This is a genomic window from Streptomyces stelliscabiei, assembly GCF_014873495.1.
Lineage (GTDB): Bacteria > Actinomycetota > Actinomycetes > Streptomycetales > Streptomycetaceae > Streptomyces > Streptomyces bottropensis.
Genome location: NZ_JADBGF010000001.1, coordinates 5,348,777 through 5,373,336 on the forward strand (window position 1 = coordinate 5,348,777; position 24,560 = coordinate 5,373,336).

Below are 24,560 nucleotides of genomic sequence, written 5' to 3' on the forward strand. Positions count from 1 at the left end.
GCGTGACCGGAGTGGCCCCGGCCGGGTCACTCCACGAACGCCTCGCACACCGCGTCGTACTCCCTCGTCCACCACACCGCCAGCGCCGATGCCGCGGGGAACTGCGGATCGGCGCGGGTGTCGCCGCGCTCGTAGTGCCAGCGCAGCATCCAGAAGTCGTTGAGCCGCTCCCACCACACGCGGTGCACGGCGGCCGCGAGTTCGGCCGGGCCCGCCCCCGCGGAACGCCGGTACGCGCGCGCGTAGGACCGCACCCGCGCCAGATCCAGGGCGCCGACGGGACGCACGAAGAAGATCACCGCCGCCCGGACCGCCTCCTCCGCGCGCGGCCGCACCCCGAGCCGGTCCCAGTCGAGGATCGCGGCGGGCACCTCGGGGGCGTCGTCGCGGTAGAGCACGTTCAACGGGTGGAAGTCCCCGTGCACCCATCCCACCGGGCCGCCCCCGGGCGGCCGCCGCCGCGCGTGCCGCTCCAGCAGTTCCCGCCGCTCCAGCAGCCGGTGCCGGGCGAGCGCGTCGAAGGCGTCGGCCGGCCGGTGGCGCCCCACCCGGTCGAGCAGCGCGTCGATGAGGGCGAAGGTCTCCACGGGATCCGCGCTCTCGGACCCAGGGGTCTCCGCACCGCCGGGATCCCGTAGGGCTTCGCCGGGATCCCGTACGGCTCCCGCGCCGCCCGCCGCGGCCTCGGCGCCGCGCGGCGCCGAGGCCGCCCTCCTCGGGATCCGGCGCCGGGCCTGGAGCAGCCGTTCGCGCACCGGAACCATCGGTTCCACCGGTGCCGCCGACGACGACACCACCGGGAACGCCGGCTGCCGCGCCGGCATCACCCGCTCCAAGGACGCGTGCACGACACCCAGGAGTGCCCCCAGGCGGCCGCACTGCCCGGGGGTGAGCTGGCCACCGTGCCGGTGGCGTCCCTCGATCCAGGGGTGCAGGGCGTAGGCGTGGCCGCCGACCACGGCGACCGTGTCGCCGTCGCGCCCGGCCAGGGGCGGGGCCACCGGTACGCCCAGCTCGGCCAGGCGCTGCGTGGCCCGGTGCTGGCGGACGATCGCGGCCGGAGCGGCGGTCTCGGGGTCGAAGTGGTGCTTCAGGAAGAACCGGCCGCGGGTGGTGGAGAGCCGGTAGCCGCGGTTGAGGAGCCCTTCGTCGACGGGTTCGCAGGAGAGGGCGGATCCGGCGGAGAACCGCTTCAGGAGGGGGCCCAGCGGGGGCGCGTGGAGCACAGAGGGTGGTACAGATGAGCGCGGCACGCGCCAGATGTTAGGGCACGCGCCCTGCCTCCTGAGCTGCCGCTTGTCACACACAGTCGTTACCGGTCACACCGTGCTCAGAACCGAACTGTGGCTCGACGCGCAGACATACGGGCCGGACGGCCGCCGTGTCCGCGAGGGCCGTGGCGGGATCGCGCGGCAGCACGGATGGAGCAACTTCGGCAGTCGATCTCGATGCCCGCCCCCGGTGAAGTCTTCCCGTGGCCGGGGTGACCGGGATAACGTGCCCGTGTTCCGGCCCCCTGCCAGGCTGTTAACCAGTGCTGTGACCAGCGACTGTTCCCGACGGACGCGACATTCTTGGACCCCCTGGTACCGAATTACTTGGAAATCCAAGGAAAATCGCAGGTCAGTAGGGGTTTCACAGGAATGTGGAGCACTGGGTAACGTGCCTCGTGCAGGGCGCTCGCCGGGGCACCTGTCACGTCTGTTCCCGGCCAAGGGCACCCACCCCGTGCACGGGCACCGGGATCAGGCGAGCCGCACTGGTCACCCGGCAACCCCGGGGGCCGGACCGACGGAGGAGCACACGTGACCGTGGAGAGCACTGCCGCGCGCAAGCCGCGACGCAGCGCCGCAGGCAAGACCGGCACCACCGGCAGCAAGGCGGCCGGCACCACCGGCACCAGGCGCGCCGCCACTGCCAAGAAGCCGACCGACGCCCAGCCCGAACTCGTTCAGCTGCTGACGCCCGAGGGCAAGCGCGTCAGGAACGCCGAGTACGACCCGTTCGTCGCGGACATCACCGCCGACGAGCTGCGCGGCCTGTACCGCGACATGGTCCTGACCCGTCGCTTCGACGCCGAGGCCACCTCCCTGCAGCGCCAGGGCGAGCTGGGCCTGTGGGCCTCGCTGCTCGGCCAGGAGGCCGCCCAGATCGGCTCCGGACGGGCCACCCGCGAGGACGACTACGTCTTCCCGACCTACCGCGAGCACGGCGTCGCCTGGTGCCGCGGCGTCGACCCGACCAACCTGCTCGGCATGTTCCGCGGCGTGAACAACGGCGGCTGGGACCCGAACAGCAACAACTTCCACCTGTACACGATCGTCATCGGCTCCCAGACGCTGCACGCCACCGGCTACGCCATGGGCATCGCCAAGGACGGCGCCGACTCGGCGGTCGTCGCCTACTTCGGTGACGGCGCCTCCAGCCAGGGCGACGTCGCCGAGGCGTTCACCTTCTCCGCGGTCTACAACGCGCCGGTCGTGTTCTTCTGCCAGAACAACCAGTGGGCGATCTCGGAGCCCACCGAGAAGCAGACCCGCGTCCCGCTGTACCAGCGCGCCCAGGGCTTCGGCTTCCCGGGCGTCCGCGTCGACGGCAACGACGTGCTGGCCTGTCTCGCGGTCACCAAGTGGGCGCTGGAGCGCGCCCGCCGGGGCGAGGGTCCCACACTGGTGGAGGCGTACACGTACCGCATGGGTGCCCACACCACCTCCGACGACCCCACCCGCTACCGGCACGACGACGAGCGGGTGGCCTGGGAGGCCAAGGACCCGATCGCGCGCCTGCGCGGATACCTGGAGTCCCAAACCGACACGAACGAGGGATTCTTCGCGGAACTCGAAGCGGAGAGCGAGGCGTTGGGAAGGCGAGTGCGCGAAGTGGTGCGTGCCATGCCCGACCCGGACCACTTCGCCATCTTCGAGAACGCGTACGCGGACGGACACGCGCTCGTGGACGAGGAGCGCGCCCAGTTCGCCGCGTACCAGGCGTCGTTCGCCGATGTGGACGTAGAGGAGGGCAAGTAGCGATGACCACGCAGACAGCCGCGCAGACGGCAGGGCAGGACGCCGGGCGTTCCGCCCCGAAGAGCATGGCGATCGCCAAGGCGATCAACGAATCGCTGCGCAGGGCCCTCGAAGCCGACCCGAAGGTCCTCGTCATGGGCGAGGACGTCGGCAAGCTCGGCGGCGTGTTCCGGGTGACGGACGGCCTGCAGAAGGACTTCGGCGAGGACCGGGTGATCGACACCCCGCTCGCCGAGTCGGGCATCGTCGGCACCGCCATCGGCCTCGCCCTGCGCGGGTACCGGCCGGTGGTCGAGATCCAGTTCGACGGTTTCGTCTTCCCCGCGTACGACCAGATCGTCACCCAGCTCGCCAAGATGCACGCGCGCTCGCTGGGCAAGGTCAAGCTTCCCGTCGTCGTCCGCATCCCCTACGGCGGCGGCATCGGCGCGGTCGAGCACCACTCCGAGTCCCCGGAGGCGCTGTTCGCGCACGTGGCGGGCCTGAAGGTGGTCAGCCCCTCCAACGCCTCGGACGCCTACTGGATGATGCAGCAGGCCATCCAGAGCGACGATCCGGTGATCTTCTTCGAGCCCAAGCGACGCTACTGGGACAAGGCCGAGGTCAACCCGGAGGCCATCCCCGGTCCGCTGCACAAGGCCCGGGTCGTCCGCGAGGGCACCGCCCTCACGCTCGCCGCGTACGGCCCGATGGTGAAGCTCTGCCAGGAGGTCGCCGACGCGGCCGCCGAGGAGGGCCGCGCCCTGGAGGTCCTGGACCTGCGGTCGGTGTCCCCGCTGGACTTCGACTCCATCCAGGCGTCCGTGGAGCGGACCGGCCGGCTGATCGTGGTCCACGAGGCTCCGGTGTTCTTCGGCTCGGGCGCGGAGATCGCCGCCCGCATCACCGAGCGGTGCTTCTACCACCTGGAGGCCCCCGTCCTCCGCGTCGGCGGGTACCACACCCCCTATCCGCCGGCCCGGCTGGAGGAGGAGTACCTGCCGAATCTGGACCGGGTGCTCGACGCCGTCGACCGCTCGCTGGCGTACTGAGGGAGAGGTCCGTGACGACGATGACAGACACGTCTCCGCGCGAGTTCAAGATGCCCGATGTGGGCGAGGGACTCACCGAGGCCGAGATCCTCAAGTGGTACGTCCAGCCCGGTGACACCGTCACCGACGGCCAGGTCGTCTGCGAGGTCGAGACGGCCAAGGCCGCCGTCGAACTGCCCATCCCGTACGACGGTGTCGTACGCGCCCTGCACTTCCCCGAGGGCACCACGGTCGACGTCGGCACGTCGATCATCGCGGTGGACGTGGCGGGCGGGGCCCCGGCGCCCGCGTCGGCGCCGGCCGCGACCGCTGCCCCGGCCGAGGCAGCCGCGCCCGCCCGGCCCGCCGCGAAGCCCGAGCCGGTGGCCAAGAAGCCCGAGCGCAAGCCGGTCCTCGTCGGCTACGGGGTCGCCGAGTCATCCACGAAGCGCCGCCCCCGCAAGGGAGTTCCGGCCGCGGCGGTGCCCGCCGAGGACACCCTGTACGCGGCCACCGCGATCCAGGGCGTCCAGGGCGAGCTGAACGGACACGGTCACGCCGTCGGCGGGCAGCGTCCGCTGGCGAAGCCGCCGGTCCGCAAGCTGGCCAAGGACCTCGGTGTGGACCTGGCGACGATCACTCCGTCCGGCCCGGACGGGGTGATCACCCGCGAGGACGTCCACGCGGCCGTCGCCCCGCCGAAGGCTCCCGAGCCGGTGGCCCAGGCGGCGGTGGCCCAGGCCGCTCCGGCCGCCTCCGCCCCGGCCCCGGTGGCGTCGTCCGACGGCGTGCGCGAGACCCGGATCCCGGTCAAGGGGGTCCGGAAGGCGACGGCGGCCGCGATGGTCGGCTCGGCCTTCACCGCGCCGCACGTCACCGAGTTCGTGACGGTCGACGTGACGCGCACGATGAAGCTGGTCGAGGAGCTGAAGCAGGACAAGGAGCTGGCGGGCCTGCGGGTCAATCCGCTGCTGTTGATCGCCAAGGCACTGCTCGTGGCGATCAGGCGCCACCCGGACATCAACGCCTCCTGGGACGAGGCCGCCCAGGAGATCGTGGTCAAGCACTACGTGAACCTGGGCATCGCGGCGGCCACCCCGCGCGGTCTGATCGTCCCGAACATCAAGGACGCCCACGCGAAGACGCTGCCGCAGCTGGCGGAGTCGCTGGGCGAGCTGGTCTCGACGGCGAAGGAGGGCCGCACCAGCCCCGCCGCGATGCAGGGCGGCACGGTCACCATCACCAACGTCGGAGTCTTCGGCATCGACACCGGCACGCCGATCCTCAACCCCGGTGAGTCCGCGATCCTCGCGGTCGGTTCGATCAAGCCGCAGCCGTGGGTCCACAAGGGCAAGGTGAAGCCCCGTCAGGTCACCACCCTGGCGCTCTCCTTCGACCACCGGCTGGTGGACGGGGAGCTGGGGTCCAAGGTGCTGGCGGATGTGGCGGCGATTCTGGAGCAGCCGAAGAGGCTGATCACGTGGGCGTGAAGCCCCCGACTGAGTAGGCTGATGGGTACGGGCCGGTCGCAAGTTGCTTTTGCGACCGGCCCTTCTCCTCAACTCCGCTCAGGAGCCGTCAGCGGCGGCTGAGCACATACACCGGCGCCCCGTCCTCCGCCGCGCCCATGGGGTGGATGCAGGCGTGCTTGCGCAGCAGCCGCAGACATTCGTTGACGCGGTGCACGGACAGCCCCGTACGGGCCGCGATCGCCTCCAACGGCTGCCGCAGCTCGCCCTTCTCGACCAGCACCGGGGCGATCACGACGGCCACCGTCCACACGTCCTCCGTCACCGACAACCGCTCCCGCCAGTCGGCCAGCACGGTCTCCGTGGTGGGCTGCTTCGGGACCGTCATGGTGTCGGGCACCGGCCGGGCGAGAGTCAGGGCGTCGAGCCGGTCCGCGATGCGCTCCATGGCCTGGGCCATGGCCTGCTGGGCGGCGAGGGTGGCGGTCTGCAGCTCCACCATCTGCTCCTGCAGGGCGATCGACCTCTGCTGTGCCACCGCGAGCTGTTCGTCCGCCTGGAGGTTGCGCTCCTCCAGCCGGACGATGGCCTCGGCGACCTGCTCGGGCATGGCGTAGGCGACGGGCGCGCCCGGCTCGGAGGGCTGCACCTCGGCCTCCTCCAGGGTGTAGGAGCCCTCGCGCTGAACGGTCTCGATCACCTCGGCGACCCACCGTTTGAAGGGAGCGCACTCCGGCTTGGTGCAGGCGCTGACGAGAAGGATCAGACCCTGGAGATCGATGAGATTCATGTCTCGGCGCCACTCCCGACCTGCGGGAACGCTGAGACCGTAACCTCCAGTTACAGTCTCGAGAATCTCTCGGTGCCTCTCTGGCACATGGTCGGAGAGCGCCTTCCGAGAGTTGGCGTGCCCCAACTCCTTGCAGACATCCACCGCCGGGAACCAGTGCGTCCCGTCCGGCATCGTCAGCCGGCGGACCTGGGCTCCGGTAGCCGCGTAGACCAAGTCACCGACATCGAGTGCGTCCTGCTGACGCATGCGGGGGTCGGGCTGGTGCTTGCTGGGTTCGATCATGTGAACCACCTCCGCTGCGGAACGTATGGCGGAGGAAATCGAATATGCCAGTTGGATTAACCGTATTCACTAATGCGAGGTAAGTAGGCCTGATTGGCTTGCGCAAAGAAGCGGGAAGGGGCCACCGCGGTGAGCGGTGGCCCCTTCCCGTGCGATGCCCGGGTCGCCTAGAGCGTGGCGAACCCGTAGTCCATGAGCTTCTTCACGTCCGCCATCCGGTTGGCCTCGGAGGAGGACGTGAGGACGGTGCCCATGATTGTCTTGCCGTTGCGGGTCGCGGCGAAGACGAGGCAGTACCTGGACTCGGTGCCGGAGCCGGTCTTGATGCCGATGGTGCCCTTCCAGCCGAGAAGCTTGTTGGTGTTTTCCCACGTCGTCAGGCGGGTGCCGCCGGTCTTGGTGATGGTCTTCGCCGTGTACGACTTCGTCGCCACGATCTTCTTGAAGGTCGCGTTCTTCATGACGTCGCGCGCGAGCTTGGTGAGGTCGCGCGGGGTCGAGGCGTTCGATCCCTTGCTGATGCCGTCGAACGAGTCGAACTTGGTGTTCGTCATGCCGAGCTTCTTGGCCGTGGTGTTCATCTTGGCGATGAAGTTCTTGGTGCGGGCCGAGATCGTCGAGCCGGAACCGTACTTGTCGGCCAGGGCCATGGCGGCCTCGCAACCCGACTTCAGCATCATCCCGTGCAGCAACTGACGGACAGTCACCTGGTCGCCCACGATCAGCCCGGCTGACGAGGCTTGGTTCTTGACGATGTAGTCGCTGTAGGCGCCCTTGATCGTCACCTTGGCGTCGAGGTTCAGGTTCGACTGCGCCAGTACGACCTTGGCGGTCATGATCTTCGTGGTGGAGGCGGTGAGCCTCTTGGTGTCAGGGGCCTTGCTGAAGAGGGTCTTGCCGTTGGCGCTGTTCATCACGAACCCGCCCTTGGCGGTGATCGTGGGCTTCGCGGGCGCGGCCTGCGCAGGAGCGGAGCCGGCGACGCCGGTCGCGATCATCGCGCCGGTGGTCACGACGACTGCAGCGGCTCTGCGGACACGTACGCCCTTTATGGCGGTAATCAAGTTAAATACCCCGATTGCGTCAAATGTCTGTGGAGCGCGGCCACTTGGGCTCCGGGTTTCGGGCAAGCGGGGCCGCTTCTCGTGTGACAAGTGAGTAGCACAAAAGGTTGTGCTCCGGGTGGCGCGGGGGTCAATTCAGGTTCACCTCACACTCCTCCGACTGGTTCATGGTGGGTTTTCGTCCGGATCGTGGACGGGAGCGGCGATGAGTACGTGTTGTATCTATGCTGTCGACATGCCCTCCGCCCCCGCACCCGTCGTGAAGCAGCCCCCCGCCGCCGACCGTGTCTACACGCACGTCAAACAGGGTGTCCTGGAGCGTCGTTACGAGGGTGGCACGCTGCTCACCGAGGGCGAGCTGGCCGAGGCGGTCGGCGTGTCCCGGACGCCGGTGCGGGAGGCGCTGCTGCGGCTGGAGGTGGAGGGGCTGATCAGGCTCTACCCGAAGAAGGGCGCCCTGGTGCTGCCCGTCTCCGCGCAGGAGATCGCCGACGTCGTCGAGACCCGGCAGCTTGTCGAGGAGCACGCGGTCCGCAAGACGGTGCCGGCCTCGCCGCGGCTCATCGCCCGGCTGGAGGAGCTGCTCGACCAGCAGAAGGCCCAGGCCGCGGCCGGGGATCTGGCCGCCGCGGCCGTGACCGACCGCTGTTTCCACGCCGAGATCGTCCGCAGCGGGGGGAACGAGATCCTCTCCCGCCTCTACGACCAACTCCGCGACCGGCAGCTGCGGATGGGCGTCGCCGTGATGCACGCCCACCCCGACCGCATCACCAAGGCTCTCCACGAGCACGAGGAGATTCTCCGGGCGCTGCGCGCGGGTGACGCGGAGGCGGCCGTGGCGCTCGTGCACCAGCACGTCAACTGGTTCTCCAACCTGGCGCGGGGGGAACTCCGTTGAGCCGCCCCGCCATTTCGTCGTCCGCCGGGTCCCTGCCCGGGGACCCGCCCGGCGGCCGCCGCGCCCTCGCCGTGTGGGGCGTGGGCGTCTCCGTGTACTTCGTCGCCGTCATCTTCCGTACGTCGTTGGGCGTGGCAGGCCTGGACGCCGCGGAGCGCTTCCAGGTGGGCGCCTCCGCCCTGTCGACCTTCTCGATCCTCCAGCTGCTGGTCTACGCGGGCATGCAGATCCCCGTCGGCCTGCTGGTCGACCGGCTCGGCACGAAGAAGGTGCTGACGCTGGGGGTCCTGCTGTTCACGGCCGGCCAGATCGGCTTCGCGCTGTCGCCGTCGTACGGCACGGCGCTGGCTTCGCGGGCGCTGCTGGGCTGCGGTGACGCGATGACGTTCATCAGCGTGCTGCGGCTGGGCAGCCGCTGGTTCCCGGCCCGGCGCGGACCGATGATCGCGCAGATGGCGGGCCTGGTCGGCATGGCGGGCAACCTGGTCTCCACGCTGCTGCTGGCCCGCCTGCTGCACGGGGTGGGCTGGACGGCGGCGTTCGCGGGCAGTTCGGTCGCCGGCCTCGTCGTCCTGGTCCTGACCCTGCTGTTCCTGAAGGACCACCCCGACGGGCACGAGCCGGAGCCCTTTCCGCACCACGGGGCCGCGTACGTGCGGCGGCAGATCGCGGCGTCCTGGCGGGAGCCCGGCACCCGGCTCGGCATGTGGGTGCACTTCACCACCCAGTTCCCGGCGATGGTGTTCCTGCTGCTGTGGGGGCTGCCGTTCCTGGTCCAGGCGCAGGGTCTCAGCCGTGGCACCGCCGGTGAACTGCTCACCCTCGTCGTCCTGTCCAACATGGTCGTCGGACTGGTGTACGGCCAGATCGTCGCCCGGCACCACACGGCGCGGCTGCCGCTGGCGCTCGGCACGGTCCTCGCGACGGCGGCGGTGTGGGCGACCACGATCCTGTACCCCGGGGGGCACGCGCCGATGTGGCTCCTGCTCGTCCTGTGCGGGGTGCTCGGCGCCTGTGGGCCCGCCTCGATGCTCGGCTTCGACTTCGCCCGCCCGGCGAACCCGCCGGAGCGTCAGGGAACCGCCTCCGGGATCACCAACATGGGTGGTTTCGTCGCCTCCATGACCACTCTCTTCGCGGTCGGCGTTCTCCTGGACGCGACCGGGGACGACTACCGCATCGCCTTCTCCGCCGTCTTCGTCCTGCAGGCCCTCGGCCTGACGCAGATCCTCCGCCTGCGCGGCCGCGCGGCCCGCCGCGAACGGGAACGCCTGGTGGCGAGCCGGGTGGAGACGGTGCACGTCCCGGCCTGAGGGCCGGTCGGCGGCGAGTCCCCGGACGCGGTGGCTAGACGGTGACCGCGAACGCGCGCAGGATCGCCGCGATCAGATGGGGGTCGCCCTCGGCCTTGACGCGGTCGGCGACGAGGTCGGCGCTCACGCGGCCGCAGGCGAGGCGGACGTAGGTCTCCCAGTCGAGGGTGAAGCTGGCGGCGGGGCCGAGGGCGGGGGCGGTCTCCAGGGTGCCGCGGCCCTGCATGTCGACGCGGACGGTGCGGATGAACTCCACCGGGCCGTGCACGTCGAAGACGACCGCCGAACTGCGGGGCGCCTGCGCGTCCTCGGCGACGACCTTCGGCAGGACGGACAGCAGCTCGTCACGGACGACGTACGCGCCCGGCGAGTCCAGGTTCCCCGGCTGTCCCAGCGCGGCGCGCAGGTCCTGTTCGTGGACCCATACGTCGAACGCGCGGTTGCGCATGGCCTGTTCCAGGGTCACTTCCGTGCTGAGGGGGCCGCGGATCTTGTGCCCGGGGTCCCGCGACTCGTTCCGCAGCTGGCGGTTGCGCCGGATGATCGTGTACTCCAGCTCGGAGGTCATCTCCGGCGCGGTGTGGTGACGGCGGGCGTCGACCTGCATCTCCATGTACCGCTGGTGCTCGGTCCGCACGTGGTACAGGTCGCGCGGGAGGGTGTGGATGGGCCGCGGGTCGCCGAGCATCTCGCAGTCCAGGCCGATGACATGCGAGACCACATCGCGCACCGACCAGGCGGGGCACGGCGTGCGCCGGTTCCACTCACCTTCCACGAGCGGTGTCACCAGCTCGGATATCGCGTCCACGGAGTGGGTCCAGGCGTCGGCGTAGGGCTGAAGAGTGGGATGCAGACTCACGGAAACGGGACCCCTCGGGCGGTCGGTACCTGTCAGTACGGTCGGTGCGTACGGGTATGTGGGTGGCGGTTTCGGTGGGGGCGTCGGCGTTGACGGCGGTGAGTGGGCGTCGGCGGCTGTCGGTGGGTGTTCTGGAACGTTAAGTTACGCTGCGGGGAGGCACCCCGGCAGTGCTTTGGTGTGACGATCGTAGGCCGGTGTGGACGTCTCGAATGCCAGGACGGTGGTAGTGTGCGCGCCTCGCTCATCCAGATCGGTGTAGACGAGGACGAATCGGTCGATTCACGCAGGCGGCGTGCGGCCTCGCTGGTGCGGGACCAGGCCGGTGCCGATCTCGTCGTCCTCCCGGAGCTGTGGACCACCGGCGCTTTCGCGTTCGAATCCTTCACCACGGAGGCCGAGCCGCTGAAGGGGCCGACGTACGAGGCGATGGCCAAGGCGGCGAGCGACGCGGGCGTATGGCTGCACGCGGGCTCGATCCCCGAACGCGCTGCTTCCGACAGCGGCTCCGCCACCGGCGACGGGCCGCTCTACAACACCTCCCTCGTCTTCTCACCGTCCGGCGACCTCGCCGCCGCCTACCGCAAGATCCACCGCTTCGGCTTCGACAAGGGTGAGGCGGTGCTGATGGGCGCGGGCTCGGAACTGGTGACGCTCCGCCTCCCCGAGACGACCGTCGGCCTCGCCACCTGCTACGACCTCCGCTTCCCCGAGCTGTTCCGCGGGCTCGTCGACGCGGGCGCCGAGACGCTTGTGCTCTCGGCGGGCTGGCCCGAGCGGCGGCGCGCGCACTGGACCCTGCTGGCGCGGGCGCGGGCCGTGGAGAACCAGGCGTACGTCCTCGCCTGCGGAACGGCCGGTACGCACGCGGGAGTTCCCCAGGCCGGTCACTCGATCGTGGTCGACCCCTGGGGCGAGGTCCTGGCGGAGGCGGGTGCCGACGAGGAGGTCCTCACGGTGGAGTTCGACCCGGCGAAGGTCGCGACCACGCGGGAACAGTTCCCGGCGCTGAAGGACCGCCTCCTGGGCTTGGAGCCACCGCGCCGCTGAACCTCCGCTCAGCCCTGCGGCGGGGTTCGGGGGCCGTCCCGCAGGGCTGTGAGGAGCGCGTGCAGGGCGGTGGGGGTGGGCGACAGGATGGTGGTGGGGCTGTCGCTCTCGCGGAGGTGGAGGGTGGTGGGGGCGGTGGATATCTCTACGCAGGAGGTGTCTCCGCCTCCCCCGGAGAACGACGACTTCTGCCAGTGGAGTCCTTCGGGCACAGGGAGATCCTTCACAGTTCCTGGGCGATACGGCGGATGAGGTCAAGGGAAGCATTCTGCGTGAGCGCTGCCTTGTCGATACTTTCGAAGAGAGCCCGGTATCGGTTCAGCCGCGCTGTGGCGTTGATGAATTCGGCGCCGTGTGTGGTGTCGATCTGCACGGTGTCGAGTGGGGATACCGGCCCGCCCACGTACTGCATGGCGTACCCGGCGCCTGCGAAGCCCTCGGCGGTGAAGGGGACGACGCGGAGGGTGAGAGAGGCCCTGTCGGCTGCCTGAAGAAGGTGTCCGAGCTGGGCGCGGGTGACCTGGGAACCGCCGACGCGCATGCGCAGCGCGGCCTCGTGGATGACGACGTCGTACGGTGTGCCTGCCTCCAGTACCTGCTGTCGCCGCATCCGGAACGAGACACGGGTCTCGCGGGCCTCTTCCGAAAGGCTCGGTTCGCAGAAGACTGAGGCGGCGCGCACGTGTTCCTCGATCTGGAGGACTCCCGGGATGTGCACCACTTCGAATACGCGTACGTATGACGCGTCATGCTCGAGTTCGGCCAGGTCGAGCGCCTGCGGTGGCATCGCGCCCCTGTACTCCTCCCACCAGTTGCCGAGGCGGGGTACTGACATCTCGACCAGCGCGTCAACGAGGGCGGTGTCGTCGCAGTCGTAGAACTCCGCCATCCTGCGGAGTCGTTCAGTGCTGAGGCCGAACCGTCCGGACTCGATGTGGCTGATCTGGGTCGGGCTGACTCCCAGTTGCGCGGCGGCCTTCCGGTTCGAGACGCCCGATGCCTCGCGCAGTTTCCGCAACTCTGCGCCCAATCGAGCCTGTCGGGCGGTCGGGGTGGGCCTCGATGTCATGCCTTCTCCTCGATCGAGTGACGAGCTTCCCTGAAACGTTGAGCCTGCTCAACGTTTACCGCTACGGTTGCCACTGTACTCACGGAGAGTGCCCGTGTGGTCGCCCATCCGCAACTCCCGCACGCCCATGCCCCGTTGGAAGCGCCACCCCGACCATCGACACCGGGGCGCCGGACAGCAACGCGGACAGGCGCGTGCAACCCCCTCACCTCCACCGGAGTTGATGCCCCATGCCCTCGTACACCCTCATCTGCCCACCCGTCGAAACCTCCCCCCACATCGCCCGCGATTTCGTCGCCACCGTCCTGCACGCGCTGCACCTGGACCGCACCCTCGTCGACGACGCGGTCCTCTGCGCCTCCGAACTCGTCACCAACGCCTGCGTGCACGCCAAGGGCGGTGACGGCACCGTGCTGTGGCTGGACGTGCAGGAGGGGCGGCTGCGGGTGGTGGTGTACGACGGGGACGAGAACCCGCCGGTCATAAGGGAACTGACGACTGAGACCTGGGAGCGGGGCGGCGGCCGGGGGCTGTATCTGGTCGACGCCCTCACCGAGGGCCGCTGGGGGCACGGCCCGGACCTCCCGTACGGCGGCCCGACGCACCCGGTGGGCAAGGCGGTGTGGTTCGACCTGCCCGTACGGCGAAGGGCGCTGCCGTGTTGACCGACGAGCCGCGAACACCCGACAGCCGTCAGCGGCAACTCGAATCGGCGGCCGTTGTCCTGGGCCTCGCGCGGCCGATGGTCGACGACGGCGCGTGCCTCACCGCCGACCAACTGCGCTGGATCGCCAGCCGCCTGGTCGCGTCCCTGGCGGACGTGCTCAGGATCGCCGCCGGTCGGTGCGATCTCCCGCCTGAACCGGGTGGAGGAGGTGGGTACGACACCTCCCGCCACTCGATCACCCGCCCCTAGGATGACCGGCATGGCTATGGACGGCGCGCAGACGACCCCTGACGTGGTGGAGGACGTGTTCGAGGGACACGCCACTGACATCGAGGTCGAGGACCCCGGTGAGGAGACCGAGCGGATCCAACGGCCGTGGAACCCCGACCAGATCCGGGTGAACACCAGCCAGTTCTCCCTGCGCAACATCCTCGACCAGATCGACGAGGGCTCCATCGAACTCGCGCCGGACTTCCAGCGTCTCCAGGTCTGGCGCGCCGACCAGAAGTCCCTGCTCGTCGAGTCCCTGCTGCTCCAGATCCCGCTGCCCGCCTTCTACTTCGCAGAGGACGCGGACGGGTCGTTCCGGGTCGTCGACGGACTTCAGCGGCTCTCCACGCTGCACGCGTTCGTCCGGGGCGGCGAGAACGGCTTCGCCCTCGGGAAGCTGGAGCATCTGAACGATCTGAAGGACTTGCGCTTCACCGATCTCCCCGTGCCGTTCCAGCGGCGGATCAACAACACCCAGCTGATCGTCAACGTGATCGACCCGACGACACCGCGCGGAGTGACGTACGAGATCTTCAAGCGGATCAACACCGGCGGGACTCCGCTGAACGCGCAGGAGATCCGACACTGCATGAGCAGCCCGCGCAGCAGGGACATCCTGCATCGGATGACCCACACGGACGCCTTCGCCAAGGCCACCGGGGGTCGCCTGACCAACCACATCCGGATGAACGACCGGGAGATGGCCCTGCGGTTCGCCGCGTTCTGGCTGAAGGACATCGAGGCCTACCAGGAGCGGCCCATGATGGAGCTGTTCCTGATGGACGCCACCGAGATGCTCGACGATCCGAAGCAGGTCCCTGACGAGCGGGTGGCGGCGCTGGAGGCTGCCTTCGACCGGGCGATGACCCACGCGTACCTCGTCTTCGGGGAGCACGCCTTTCGCAAGTGGCCGAAGGGCGATGACTACCGTCGTCCGATCAACCGAGCCATGTTTGAGAGCTGGTCGCTCGCCCTTGCCGATCCCGACCACACCACCGCCGATCTGCGAGCGCGCAGGAAGGCGATCGTGCAGGCCGCGCGGGAGCGGATGACCACGGACGTCACCTACCTCAACGCCATCACCTCCTCCACCACCGACCGTCATCGCGTCGACTACCGCTTCAAGGCCGCCGTCGCGGACGCCGGAGCCGGCCGGTGATCACTTCCCTGGAGATCCGCGGCTTCAAGCGGTTCGAGTCGGAGTCGTTCGAACTGCGCCCCCTGACCGTCCTGACCGGGGTCAACGGCGGTGGCAAGAGCACCATGCTCCAGTCCCTGCTGCTGGCGCGGCTGGCCGAGACGGCGCGCGGCGTGGCGGGCGACGCCGTGCGGCTGAACGGTCCGCTGCGGCTGGCCCTCGGTGAGGCCCGGGACGTGCTGAACTGGGCGACCGACGCACGCGAGATCACCGTACGGCTGGGCGGCCCGAACGGTGAGCAATGGGTGTACGTCCTCGGCCTGCCCGACTCGGAACAGGCACTGCACCTGAACGCGCTGCGGCTGCCGGTGCAGTCCGTGCCCGGCATCGGGCGGGATGTCGTCGACCCCGCGTTCACATATCTGTGCGCTGAGCGTCTTGGACCACGCGACACGCTGTCGGTGTCCGCCGAGGAACCTGACCGGATCGGGGTGGGGGTGCAAGGTGAGTTCACCGCACAGGTGCTGGCACTGCGCGAGTCCCGTGCGGTCAGCCACCGCGGCCCCCGCGGGGAGGTCCGAGGCTCGCTGCACCACCCGGACGCTGCCGGTCCGCAACTCCGCCTCCAGACCGAGGCCTGGGCCTCGGAGATCATCCGCCCTCTGCAGATCACCGCACGGGTGGCCGTGGGCATCTTGGCCGGGACGATCCGCTTCAGCGAGCCCGGCCTGAGCGGTGAGGAGATCCGCCCCGTCAACACCGGCTTCGGTGTCTCCTACGCCCTTCCCGTCATCGTCGCCGGTCTGCTCACCGAGCCGGGCGACCTGTTGATCGTCGAGAACCCCGAGGCCCATCTGCATCCGGCGGGGCAGTCCCGGCTCGGCCGCTTCCTCGCGCGCGTGGCGGGCAGCGGGGTACAGGTCCTGGTCGAGACGCACAGCGACCACGTCCTCAACGGAGCCCGACTCGCCGTCGCCCAGGACGGCTCCCTCCTGGCGCAGGACATGATCACGCACTACTTCGACCACGACCGGACCCTGCCCATCGACATCAACGACAAGGGCGAACTCAGCCACTGGCCGAGTGGCTTCTTCGACCAGATCGAGACCGACCTGGGGAGGCTGGCCCGTGCCGGACGCAGCAGGTGATGGCGACGACTACCGCGTGGTCGTCGGCGAGGAGTCCTTCGACTGGCGGGAGCTGGCGGACGCCGATCTGCCCGAGGCCCTCGGCATGCTCGCGAAGTTATTGGAGCCCCTGGCCGACGGCCGCAAAGCGGCGTTCATGAACGCCGCGTACGACGTGGAGTGCCGGCCCTCGGTCTCGCTGATCGACGCCCTGTACTCGCCCGACGGCGGGCTGCCCCGTGACGTGCGGGCCCGCCTGCAGACGCTGCTGGGCAAGTGCAAGCGCCTGGATCCCGACGAGGCGGACCTGCCCCAGCCCGTCCGGGTGGCCGACGGACCCTGGCGCGAGCCGTCCTGGGGCACCGCACACGCCCTGGCCAGAGCGGCGGAAGGCCGCGCGATGTCCTGTCTCCTGGCGCCGTACGCCGAGGAACCCGACTGGCCGTCCGGATGGGTCACCTTCACCCGGACGACGGAGACGGGCCAGGACGAGGTGAAGGCACACGTCCTGCGCTCACCGAAGGACGCGCCGGACTTCTGGCGAGGCGTGTTCACCCACGAACCCGTTTCGGCCGAGCACTTCTTCACCCTCACTGAGGACGCCTTTCCCCGGCTGCTCTTCGCGGAGACTCTGCGTCTGCACCACTTCAAGGGCTCCTACGCCGAGGTCCTGCCCTGGCTGGTGAAGCTGCTCGGTGCGCTCAACGACCACTTCGCCCGGACCCTGGCCGACTGTTGCGGCGACCAGAACCAGGTCATGGCCAGATTCTCCGCCCTGGGCCTGGACATTTCCCCCGAGAGCTCGAACACGAAGAAGAACGCGAAGGCGTGGGAGCAGCGCAAGGTGGTCCACGGCGACGCCGTCTACCGCTGCGAGTGGCACGGCAAGCGCCTGTGGGACCGCGACCGGGTGCACTTCTCCCTGCCGCTCGCCGAGCAGGGCGACCGCGTGCTCATCGGGATCTTCGTGGAGCATCTGGCGACCTGACGAGTCGTCTCAGTCGTCCCGCTCCTTCTCCGCCAGGTTGATCACGCACACCGTGACGGCGATGAGCAGCGCCGGGTCCGCGTCGTCGCGTACGACGTCGAGGCCGTAGGTCTCGCGGACCCGCAGCCATCTGCGGGAGATGTGGGCGAGGAGTTCGCCGTCGTACTCGACCACGAACTCACGGTCGAGGATCTTGCCGCTGACGTCGAGTTCGGTGCCGTCCGCCAGGGAGACGCGGTAGTGGTTGCGCAGCAGGGACAGGCGTTTGCGGCGGACGGTGGCGAGGGGCTCGCCGTCCCGTTCGACGACCATGGTGTCGCGCACGGCGAACATCTTGCGGCGGATGTCGATCAGCACCCGGCCCTGGGTGTCCTTCAGCTCGAAGGTGTCCCGCAGCCGCATGGCCTTGCCGTCGACGAGGAAGGCCTTCCGGCCGTGCTCGTCCTCGATCCAGTAGTCGTCACCGATGCCGAGGAGCCGGTCGCGTACGAGGAATCTCATGCCTACAGGCGTTCCCCGCGACCCGCCCCGAAACGTCCTGTGTAGGCCGAAGGGCCGAGGCCGGCCCCGTTTCCGGCACGGGCGCGCACGGAGGTCCGCGCCGGAAACGGGGCCTCGGCTGCGGGCGGGCCCAGCCCTTCGGCCGGGCGCGGGCCGGTCCGGCTCACGGGGAGCGGGACGGACCGGCCGCCGCCGGGGCCGACGGGACGGACGGGAGTTGTTGTGACGGAGCCGGCCGTTCTAGTAGCCCTGGTAGCCGCCCCGCTGCCGGTCGTCGTCGATCACCGGGGTCGTGGGCGGTACCACCACCCGCCTGCGCCTGGCGATGCTGCTGAAGGTGGCGACACCGATCAGCCCGACGATCATGAAGATGATGCCGACCAGGTCGAGGTTGACCCCCTGCATGTCCCAGTCGGTGGCGAACGTGAGGATGGCCCCCACGGCGATCAGGATGATGCACCCGCCCAGGCCCATGGTGTTCCCTCCAGTGTCCGGTTGGGTCGGCCGGTCGTTCCGGTCGTTCGGTCCTACCGGTTGACATCGGGTACCCGGACTGGCCCCTCCGTAACAGCCGTTGAGGGCCTGACTGGTGCTCAGCCCTCCAGGAAGGCTGTCAGAGCGTTCGCCAGGAGGTAGGGGTCCTTCGCGCCGCACAGCTCACGGACGCTGTGCATCGAGAGGATGGCGACGCCGATGTCGACGGTGCGGATGCCGTGGCGGGCGGCCGTGATGGGGCCGATGGTGGTGCCGCAGGGCATGGAGTTGTTGGAGACGAACGTCTGGAACGGCACACCGGCCTTCTCGCAGGCGGCGGCGAAGACGGCGCGCCCCGAACCGTCGGTGGCGTAGCGGTTGTTGACGTTGACCTTCAGGATCGGGCCGGCGTCCGCGCGGGGGTGGTGCGTGGGGTCGTGGCGCTCCGCGTAGTTGGGGTGCACGGCGTGCCCGGTGTCGGAGGAGAGACAGACCGTGCCGGCGAAGGCGCGCGCCCGGTCCTCGTAGGAGCCGCCGCGCGCGAAGACCGAGCGCTCCAGCACCCCGCCGAGCAGCGGGCCGTCCGCGCCGGTGTCGGACTGGGAGCCGTTCTCCTCGTGGTCGAAGGCGGCGAGGACGGGGATGTACGGGAGGTCGTCGGCGGCACCGGCGACCGAGACGAGCGCGGCCGTACCGGCGTGCACGGAGAGGAGGTTGTCCATGCGGGGACCGGCGAGCAGGTCGTTGTCGCGGCCCAGGTACGCGGGGGGCTCGACGGAGTGGGTCATCAGGTCCCAGCCGGTGACCTCGCCGGCGGGGATGCCCGCCTCCTCCTCCAGGAAGGCGATCAGGTCGCCGTCGCGGACGTCGTCGCCGAGGCCCCAGACGGGCTGGAGGTGACGCTGCTTGTCGAGCTTCAGTCCGTCGGAGGTGACGTTGCGGTCCAGGTGGATGGCCAGTTGAGGGACGCGGAGAAGGGGTCTGTCGACGTTGACGAGGCGGGTGGTGCCGTCGCGCAGGGAGAGCCGGCCGGCGAGGCCGAGGTCGCGGTCGAGCCAGGAGTTGAGCAGCGGGCCGCCGTAGATCTCCACGGCGATCTGGCGCCAGCCGTGCGCGCCGCTGTCGGGGCGGGGTTTGACCCGGAGGTTGGGGGAGTCGGTGTGAGCGCCGACGATGCGGAAGGGGGTGTGGGCGTCGGCGCCCTCCGGCACGTACCAGGCGATGATCGCGCCGCCGCGCAGGACGTACTTCCCGCCCAGCGAGCCGTCCCACGCGTCGGTCTCCGAGACCTGCCGGAAGCCGGCCTTCTCCAGCCGCTCCGCGGCGCTCGCGACCGCGTGGTACGGGGTCGGGCTGCTCGCCAGGAAGGTCATGAGGTCGTCGGTGTGGCCGCGATCGAAGCGTGGGGGTGTGCGCATGGGGTTCACCTTAACGACGTACGAGGGCCCGCTCCCGGGGGATGGGAGCGGGCCCTCGTGGTGGGCGTGCGAAGGAGGGGCGCCGGACGGACGGGCAGGGTCCGTCCGGCGCCACGACCGGGTACGGCCGGGATGCGGCCGGGAGCCACGGGCGGGACACGCCCGCGATCGCACCTGCGATCACGTCCGAGGTGAGGCGGGACGCGGCAGCGGGTGAGGCCGGCCGGAGTCGCCTAGAACGCCGCCTCGTCCAGCTCCATCAGGTCCAGCTCGACACCCTCGGCGATCTTGCGGGCGAGGGTGACGCCCGGGAGGACGTCGGCCGCGAAGAACTTCGCCGCCGCGATCTTGCCGGTGTAGAAGGCCTTGTCCCTGGCGGAGGCCGTCTCCAGCTTCTCGGCGGCGACGGCCGCGCCCCGCAGGAGCAGGTAGCCGACGACCACGTCACCGGAGGCGAGGAGCAGGCGGGTGGTGTTGAGGCCCACCTTGTAGATGTTCTTGACGTCCTGCTCGGTGGCGGCGAGGTCGGTGAGGAGCAGGCCGACGATGGCCTCCAGCTCGACGGCGGCCTTGGCCAGGTGCTCGCGGGCGCCGGACAGCTGCTCGCCGCCCTCGCCGAGCGCCAGGAACTTCTTGATCTCCTCGGCGAGGGTGTTCAGCGCGGCGCCCTGGTTGCGGACGATCTTCCGGAAGAAGAAGTCCTGGCCCTGGATCGCGGTGGTGCCCTCGTACAGGGTGTCGATCTTGGCGTCGCGGATGTACTGCTCGATCGGGTACTCCTGCAGGAAGCCGGAGCCGCCGAAGGTCTGCAGCGACTGGGCGAGCTGCTCGTAGCCCTTCTCGGAGCCGTAGCCCTTGACGATGGGCAGGAGCAGGTCGTTCAGGGCCTCCAGGGCGGAGGCGTCCTCGCCCGCGGCCTCCTTGACCTGGATCTCGTCCTGGATGGAGGCCGTGTAGAGGACGAGGGCGCGCATGCCCTCCGCGTACGCCTTCTGCGTCATCAGCGAGCGGCGGACGTCGGGGTGGTGGGTGATGGTGACCTTGGGCGCGGTCTTGTCCATGAAGTTCGCCAGGTCGGTGCCCTGGACGCGCTCCTTGGCGTACTCCAGCGCGTTGAGGTAGCCCGTCGACAGCGTGGAGATCGCCTTCGTGCCGACCATCATGCGGGCGAACTCGATGATGCGGAACATCTGGCGGATGCCGTCGTGCTTGTCGCCGATCAGCCAGCCCTTGGCCGGGTGACGGTCGCCGAAGGTCATCTCGCAGGTGTTGGAGGCCTTCAGGCCCATCTTGTGCTCGACGTTGGTGGCGTAGACGCCGTTGCGCTCGCCCAGCTCGCCGGTCTCGAAGTCGAAGAGGTACTTCGGGACGAGGAAGAGGGACAGGCCCTTGGTGCCGGGGCCGTGGCCCTCGGGGCGCGCGAGGACGTAGTGGAGGATGTTCTCCTCCATGTCGTGCTCACCGGAGGTGATGAAGCGCTTCACGCCCTCGATGTGCCAGGAGCCGTCCTCCTGCTGGACCGCCTTGGTGCGCCCGGCGCCGACGTCCGAGCCGGCGTCCGGCTCGGTGAGCACCATGGTGGAGCCCCAGGTCCTGTCGACCGCGATCTGGGCGATCTTCTTCTGGACGTCGTTGCCCTCGTCGAAGAGGATGCCGGCGAAGGCCGGGCCGGAGGCGTACATCCACACGGCCGGGTTCGAGCCGAGCACCAGCTCCGCGTAGGACCAGATCAGGGAGCGGGGGGCGGTGGTGCCGCCGATCTCCTCGGGCAGGCCGAGACGCCAGTACTCGGAGTCCATGAAGGCCTTGTAGCTGTTCTTGAAGGAGGCCGGTACCGGAGCGGTGTTGGTCTCCGGGTCGAAGACCGGCGGGTTGCGGTCGGCGTCCGTGAAGGACTCCGCCAGCTCGTTCTCCGCGAGACGGGCCAGCTCCTCCAGGATGCTCTTCGCGGTGTCCGTGTCCATCTCCGCGAACGGGCCGGTGCCGTACAGCTTGTCGCGCCCGAGCACCTCGAAGAGGTTGAACTCGATGTCGCGGAGATTCGACTTGTAGTGCCCCATGGCGACGGCTCCGTAAGAGAGATCGGCGAGGCACTGGCTCCTCGCGCTAGTTCACGTACCAACAAGTAGCTTCTATGTCGATGATGCTACCCATCGGTAATAAGAAGCAACCCCGAGCGGTCCATCTGTGACTCGTTACGCTTTGCCGCATGTACGGCTACGACCAGAGCGCCGGCCCCCAGCAGCAGTACGCCCCGCCGCCGCAGCAGCAGATGCCCGGGCAGATGCCCGGCGGCCAGATGGGGGGCGGATACGGGCAGCAGCCACCGCTGTACCCGGAGCCGTCCCCGCCCTCCCTCGCGGACGCGGTCCGCGCCTTCACCACCGGCCAGCTGGCGGCGGAGGACTTCCAGCAGGTCTTCGCGACCTCCAAGGTGTACTGCCCGCGCGGCGACAACCCCGGGTTCCTCGCGCTGCACAACACCCAGCAGCCGGTGATCCCGATGTTCACCTCGCTCAAGGAGCTGCGCCGGTACGCCGGCAAGGAGTCCAAGTACTTCGTGATCACGGGCGCGGAGGTGATCGACCTGCTGCCGACCGGGTACGGCTTCGTCCTCGACATGGAGGGCGAGCACCGGATGGTGTTCGACGCGAAGGCCGTGGAGCAGATGGTGGAGTTCGCGATGCGGCGGATGTATGGCTAGACGCCATTGCTTCGCAGGCGGGTGACTCCGTCGGGCGCGCCGTGATCCGGGTTCGGGGTGGGGGTGCGGTTCGTTGCGGGGTGCGGGGCTGTGGGGGTTGTTCGCGCGGTTCTCCGCGCCCCCTAGGGGAGCTGGTGCTTGGCCGTGGTGGTTTGCTGAACCGTTTCTTCCGGTCTCTCGACTCCTCTACTGTTCGCCGGTGACCCGGATCGTCACCTCGCCGTTGGTCCTCTGGGGCCAACGGCGTTCTGCTGCCCGGGGTCGGGGTTGCGAGGGAATGGGATGAGGTTCGTGCGCTGTTAGGGCTGGCAGAAAGTTCAACAATCAACTAAAGTGAGCGCACAAGGAGGTACCGACATGCCCGCAGTGACCGTCGAGAACCCGCTGACCCTGCCCCGTGTGGCCGCACCGGCCGACGCGGTGGCCCGCCCGGTGCTCACCGTGACGACCGCGCCCAGTGGTTTCGAGGGCGAGGGTTTCCCGGTCCGCCGTGCGTTCGCCGGGATCAACTACCGCCACCTCGACCCGTTCATCATGATGGACCAGATGGGCGAGGTGGACTACGCGCCGGGAGAGCCGAAGGGCACCCCCTGGCACCCGCACCGCGGCTTCGAGACCGTCACTTACATCATCGACGGGATCTTCGACCACCAGGACAGCCAGGGCGGTGGCGGCACCATCACCAACGGTGACACCCAGTGGATGACGGCCGGCTCGGGCCTCCTCCACATCGAGGCGCCGCCGGAGTCCCTCGTCATGTCCGGCGGCCTCTTCCACGGCATCCAGCTGTGGGTGAACCTCCCGGCCAAGGACAAGATGATGGCCCCGAGGTACCAGGACATCCGCGGCGGCCAGGTCCAGCTGCTCACCACCCCCGACGGCGGCGCGCTCCTGCGCGTCATCGCCGGTGAGCTGGACGGTCACGAGGGGCCGGGCATCACCCACACCCCGATCACGCTGCTCCACGCGACGGTCGCGCCGGGCGCGGAGATCACCCTGCCGTGGCGTGAGGACTTCAACGCCCTCGCGTACGTCCTCGCCGGGCGCGGCAGCGTCGGTGCGGACCGGCGCCCGATCCACCTCGGCCAGACGGCCGTCTTCGGTGCGGGCTCCTCGATCACCTTCCGCGCGGACGAGCAGCAGGACTCCCACGCTCCCGACCTGGAGATCGTCCTCCTCGGCGGACAGCCGATCCGGGAGCCCATGGCCCACTACGGCCCGTTCGTCATGAACACCCGCGACGAGCTGCAGCAGGCGGTCGATGACTTCCAGAAGGGGCGGCTGGGCACGATCCCGGCGGTTCACGGGATGACCGCCGAGGGGTTGTAGGCCCGCGCGGTCCGTTCGCCGGAGTTCCGGTGCGCCTGTCGTCCTCGGGTGCGTCGAGTCGTTCGGCGGCGGTGGGTGGGTAAAACCCGGTATTGTACGACAAGGCCCGAAGCCGCAACTTCGTTTTGCGACTTCGGGCCTGTCTGTTGCCGGGCTGCTGCCGGGCCCGTGTCAGGGCCGCGCGTTTCCACGGCAGGACGTAGACCGGTGCGCCGGTCGGGGTGCAGCCCGTCTGCCGGACGCATCCCCGCTTGACGAGCATCCTGAGACTGTCGTTGACGCGCTCCTGGAACAGCCCCGTACGGGTGGAGATCTCCTCCATGCGGTAGCGGGCCTCGCCGCGCACCAGCGCCGGGGCGAGGTAGGCCGCGACCGCGTGGACGTCCTCGGTGACCACGAGGTTCTTCGCCTTCCACGTGGCGACGAGGTCCTGGGCGGTCAACTCCGGCTCCGGGGCGGTGCGGTCGTAGCGGTGCCTGAGGGTTGCGGCGATGTCCCGCAGGGCGTCGGCCATGATGCTCTGGCTGCGGGCGATCCGGTGCAGCAGGCCGTTCCGCTCGTCCTGGAACGCCGTCAGCATCTCCTCGGCCCGGATGTTGCGTTCTTCGAGCCGGACGAGGGCGTCCGCGACCGGCTGGGGCATGGCGTAGGCGGTGCCGCCGGTGGGGGCGGGCTGGACGGGGGCCGGGGCGAGGGCGTAGGAGCCGTCGCGCTGGATGGGGGCGATGACTTCGGAGACCCAGGTCTTGAAGGGCTCCGCTGCGGGTTTGGTACTGCTGTTGACCAGCCGGATCAGGCCATGGAGGTTGACGAGGTTCATGTCTCGTCGCCACTCTCGACCTGCGGGAACGCTGAGACTGTGCTGGCTGAGCACAGTCTCGGCGCTTCCGGAATTGGCCGTGTCGGCCATGTTCCGCAGAGCGGAGCCGACATGGGCGAAGCCCAGGTTTCTGCAGATGTCCACCGCCGGGAACCAGTACGTCCCGTCCGGCAGTGTGAGTCTGCGGACCCGGGCGCCGGTCGCCGCGAACACGAAGTCGTTGATGTCGATCGCGTCCCGGTGTGCCGTCGGTTCCGCCTGCGGCGTGTGCGTGTTCCTCTGCTCGTCCAT

General features: G+C 69.5%; 24 protein-coding genes. 13 read left to right on the forward strand and 11 right to left on the reverse strand.

Features of this window, described 5'->3' with window-relative positions; translation table 11 throughout:
• Positions 1 to 26 precede the first annotated feature (26 nt).
• Positions 27 to 1,253: a phosphotransferase gene (locus H4687_RS23565; protein ID WP_046917825.1), complete on the reverse strand. Its 1,227-nt coding sequence runs from the start codon at positions 1,251 to 1,253 to the stop codon at positions 27 to 29.
• A 552-nt stretch (positions 1,254 to 1,805) separates the two neighbouring features.
• Here H4687_RS23565 and pdhA point away from each other — a divergent pair.
• From pdhA to H4687_RS23580, 3 genes are read left to right on the forward strand one after another with little or no spacing between them, the layout of a single operon-like run.
• Positions 1,806 to 3,026: a pyruvate dehydrogenase (acetyl-transferring) E1 component subunit alpha gene (gene pdhA / locus H4687_RS23570; protein ID WP_046917826.1), complete on the forward strand. Its 1,221-nt coding sequence runs from the start codon at positions 1,806 to 1,808 to the stop codon at positions 3,024 to 3,026.
• A gap of 2 nt (positions 3,027 to 3,028) precedes the next feature.
• Positions 3,029 to 4,057 (forward strand): alpha-ketoacid dehydrogenase subunit beta, encoded by a 1,029-nt coding sequence (locus tag H4687_RS23575; RefSeq protein ID WP_046917827.1) that lies wholly within the window; start codon positions 3,029 to 3,031, stop codon positions 4,055 to 4,057.
• Positions 4,058 to 4,068: 11 nt separating this feature from the next.
• On the forward strand, positions 4,069 to 5,526 hold the full coding sequence (locus H4687_RS23580; RefSeq protein WP_046917828.1) for a dihydrolipoamide acetyltransferase family protein: 1,458 nt from the start codon (positions 4,069 to 4,071) through the stop codon (positions 5,524 to 5,526).
• A gap of 88 nt (positions 5,527 to 5,614) precedes the next feature.
• Here H4687_RS23580 and H4687_RS23585 read toward each other — a convergent pair whose 3' ends face one another.
• Positions 5,615 to 6,580, reverse strand: coding sequence for a BRO-N domain-containing protein (locus H4687_RS23585; protein WP_046917829.1), 966 nt, complete (start codon positions 6,578 to 6,580; stop codon positions 5,615 to 5,617).
• A gap of 167 nt (positions 6,581 to 6,747) precedes the next feature.
• Positions 6,748 to 7,593 (reverse strand): D-alanyl-D-alanine carboxypeptidase family protein, encoded by an 846-nt coding sequence (locus H4687_RS23590; RefSeq protein WP_046917830.1) that lies wholly within the window; start codon positions 7,591 to 7,593, stop codon positions 6,748 to 6,750.
• A 286-nt stretch (positions 7,594 to 7,879) separates the two neighbouring features.
• On the opposite strand from H4687_RS23590, the gene H4687_RS23595 reads away from it, so the two are divergent.
• Both H4687_RS23595 and H4687_RS23600 read left to right on the forward strand, forming a co-directional pair.
• Positions 7,880 to 8,542, forward strand: a complete 663-nt coding sequence (locus H4687_RS23595; RefSeq protein ID WP_046917831.1) for a GntR family transcriptional regulator — start codon at positions 7,880 to 7,882, stop codon at positions 8,540 to 8,542.
• Positions 8,539 to 9,855, forward strand: a complete 1,317-nt coding sequence (locus tag H4687_RS23600) for an MFS transporter (RefSeq protein WP_046917832.1) — start codon at positions 8,539 to 8,541, stop codon at positions 9,853 to 9,855. The genes H4687_RS23595 and H4687_RS23600 overlap by 4 nt, the downstream gene beginning before the upstream one ends.
• Positions 9,856 to 9,889: 34 nt before the next feature.
• Here H4687_RS23600 and H4687_RS23605 read toward each other — a convergent pair whose 3' ends face one another.
• Positions 9,890 to 10,714 (reverse strand): maleylpyruvate isomerase family mycothiol-dependent enzyme, encoded by an 825-nt coding sequence (locus tag H4687_RS23605; protein WP_020113592.1) that lies wholly within the window; start codon positions 10,712 to 10,714, stop codon positions 9,890 to 9,892.
• A 231-nt stretch (positions 10,715 to 10,945) separates the two neighbouring features.
• Here H4687_RS23605 and H4687_RS23610 point away from each other — a divergent pair, with 231 nt between their 5' ends.
• Positions 10,946 to 11,764, forward strand: coding sequence for a carbon-nitrogen family hydrolase (locus tag H4687_RS23610; RefSeq protein WP_046917833.1), 819 nt, complete (start codon positions 10,946 to 10,948; stop codon positions 11,762 to 11,764).
• 8 nt (positions 11,765 to 11,772) lie between these two features.
• Here the strand turns inward: H4687_RS23610 and H4687_RS23615 are convergent, their stop codons facing one another.
• Complete coding sequence (locus tag H4687_RS23615; RefSeq protein WP_020113593.1) at positions 11,773 to 11,976, reverse strand: DUF397 domain-containing protein; 204 nt, start codon at positions 11,974 to 11,976, stop codon at positions 11,773 to 11,775.
• Between the two features lie 11 nt (positions 11,977 to 11,987).
• Positions 11,988 to 12,833: a helix-turn-helix domain-containing protein gene (locus H4687_RS23620; RefSeq protein WP_028796396.1), complete on the reverse strand. Its 846-nt coding sequence runs from the start codon at positions 12,831 to 12,833 to the stop codon at positions 11,988 to 11,990.
• Between the two features lie 230 nt (positions 12,834 to 13,063).
• On the opposite strand from H4687_RS23620, the gene H4687_RS23625 reads away from it, so the two are divergent.
• The 5 genes from H4687_RS23625 to H4687_RS23645 are packed head-to-tail and all read left to right on the forward strand — an operon-like array spanning position 13,064 to position 17,023.
• Positions 13,064 to 13,498, forward strand: coding sequence for an ATP-binding protein (locus tag H4687_RS23625; RefSeq protein ID WP_005483099.1), 435 nt, complete (start codon positions 13,064 to 13,066; stop codon positions 13,496 to 13,498).
• Positions 13,492 to 13,749 (forward strand): hypothetical protein, encoded by a 258-nt coding sequence (locus H4687_RS23630; RefSeq protein WP_046919014.1) that lies wholly within the window; start codon positions 13,492 to 13,494, stop codon positions 13,747 to 13,749. Before H4687_RS23625 ends, H4687_RS23630 begins: the two co-directional genes overlap by 7 nt.
• Before the next feature lie 10 nt (positions 13,750 to 13,759).
• Positions 13,760 to 14,929, forward strand: coding sequence for a DUF262 domain-containing protein (locus tag H4687_RS23635; protein ID WP_225966789.1), 1,170 nt, complete (start codon positions 13,760 to 13,762; stop codon positions 14,927 to 14,929).
• Positions 14,926 to 16,056: an AAA family ATPase gene (locus H4687_RS23640; RefSeq protein ID WP_046919016.1), complete on the forward strand. Its 1,131-nt coding sequence runs from the start codon at positions 14,926 to 14,928 to the stop codon at positions 16,054 to 16,056. The genes H4687_RS23635 and H4687_RS23640 overlap by 4 nt, the downstream gene beginning before the upstream one ends.
• Positions 16,037 to 17,023 carry a hypothetical protein gene (locus H4687_RS23645; RefSeq protein WP_046919017.1) on the forward strand — a complete coding sequence of 329 codons (987 nt, stop codon included), beginning with the start codon at positions 16,037 to 16,039 and terminating at the stop codon, positions 17,021 to 17,023. The genes H4687_RS23640 and H4687_RS23645 overlap by 20 nt, the downstream gene beginning before the upstream one ends.
• A 9-nt stretch (positions 17,024 to 17,032) precedes the next feature.
• Here H4687_RS23645 and H4687_RS23650 read toward each other — a convergent pair whose 3' ends face one another.
• The 4 genes from H4687_RS23650 to H4687_RS23665 all read right to left on the reverse strand — a co-directional run bounded on the left by H4687_RS23650 (position 17,033) and on the right by H4687_RS23665 (position 21,476).
• Entirely contained in the window at positions 17,033 to 17,524 is a 492-nt protein-coding gene (locus tag H4687_RS23650) for an LURP-one-related/scramblase family protein (RefSeq protein ID WP_005483108.1), read from the reverse strand.
• Positions 17,525 to 17,764: 240 nt separating this feature from the next.
• Positions 17,765 to 17,998 (reverse strand): DUF6458 family protein, encoded by a 234-nt coding sequence (locus H4687_RS23655; RefSeq protein WP_046919018.1) that lies wholly within the window; start codon positions 17,996 to 17,998, stop codon positions 17,765 to 17,767.
• Positions 17,999 to 18,117: 119 nt separating this feature from the next.
• Positions 18,118 to 19,416, reverse strand: coding sequence for a M18 family aminopeptidase (locus H4687_RS23660; RefSeq protein ID WP_046919019.1), 1,299 nt, complete (start codon positions 19,414 to 19,416; stop codon positions 18,118 to 18,120).
• 233 nt (positions 19,417 to 19,649) lie between these two features.
• Complete coding sequence (locus H4687_RS23665; protein ID WP_046919020.1) at positions 19,650 to 21,476, reverse strand: acyl-CoA dehydrogenase; 1,827 nt, start codon at positions 21,474 to 21,476, stop codon at positions 19,650 to 19,652.
• Between the two features lie 149 nt (positions 21,477 to 21,625).
• Here H4687_RS23665 and H4687_RS23670 point away from each other — a divergent pair, with 149 nt between their 5' ends.
• Entirely contained in the window at positions 21,626 to 22,120 is a 495-nt protein-coding gene (locus H4687_RS23670; protein ID WP_005483119.1) for an SseB family protein, read from the forward strand.
• A gap of 357 nt (positions 22,121 to 22,477) precedes the next feature.
• The gene (locus tag H4687_RS23675) at positions 22,478 to 23,449 is read left to right on the forward strand and encodes a pirin family protein (RefSeq protein ID WP_046919021.1); all 972 of its coding nucleotides are present in this window, start codon (positions 22,478 to 22,480) and stop codon (positions 23,447 to 23,449) included.
• Here H4687_RS23675 and H4687_RS23680 read toward each other — a convergent pair.
• Positions 23,346 to 24,560, reverse strand: a complete 1,215-nt coding sequence (locus tag H4687_RS23680) for a BRO-N domain-containing protein (protein ID WP_063784585.1) — start codon at positions 24,558 to 24,560, stop codon at positions 23,346 to 23,348. The two genes, H4687_RS23675 and H4687_RS23680, sit on opposite strands and share 104 nt — an antisense overlap.

Coding starts and splice junctions, on each gene's coding strand:
- H4687_RS23575 (WP_046917827.1), top strand. CDS start 3,029: ATGACCACGCAGACAGCCGCGCAGACGGCAGGGCAGGACGCCGGGCGT.
- H4687_RS23585 (WP_046917829.1), bottom strand. CDS start 6,580: ATGATCGAACCCAGCAAGCACCAGCCCGACCCCCGCATGCGTCAGCAG.
- H4687_RS23595 (WP_046917831.1), top strand. CDS start 7,880: ATGCCCTCCGCCCCCGCACCCGTCGTGAAGCAGCCCCCCGCCGCCGAC.
- H4687_RS23620 (WP_028796396.1), bottom strand. CDS start 12,833: ATGACATCGAGGCCCACCCCGACCGCCCGACAGGCTCGATTGGGCGCA.
- H4687_RS23625 (WP_005483099.1), top strand. CDS start 13,064: ATGCCCTCGTACACCCTCATCTGCCCACCCGTCGAAACCTCCCCCCAC.
- H4687_RS23635 (WP_225966789.1), top strand. CDS start 13,760: ATGGCTATGGACGGCGCGCAGACGACCCCTGACGTGGTGGAGGACGTG.
- H4687_RS23650 (WP_005483108.1), bottom strand. CDS start 17,524: ATGAGATTCCTCGTACGCGACCGGCTCCTCGGCATCGGTGACGACTAC.
- H4687_RS23655 (WP_046919018.1), bottom strand. CDS start 17,998: ATGGGCCTGGGCGGGTGCATCATCCTGATCGCCGTGGGGGCCATCCTC.
- H4687_RS23660 (WP_046919019.1), bottom strand. CDS start 19,416: ATGCGCACACCCCCACGCTTCGATCGCGGCCACACCGACGACCTCATG.
- H4687_RS23665 (WP_046919020.1), bottom strand. CDS start 21,476: ATGGGGCACTACAAGTCGAATCTCCGCGACATCGAGTTCAACCTCTTC.
- H4687_RS23670 (WP_005483119.1), top strand. CDS start 21,626: ATGTACGGCTACGACCAGAGCGCCGGCCCCCAGCAGCAGTACGCCCCG.
- H4687_RS23675 (WP_046919021.1), top strand. CDS start 22,478: ATGCCCGCAGTGACCGTCGAGAACCCGCTGACCCTGCCCCGTGTGGCC.
- H4687_RS23680 (WP_063784585.1), bottom strand. CDS start 24,560: ATGGACGAGCAGAGGAACACGCACACGCCGCAGGCGGAACCGACGGCA.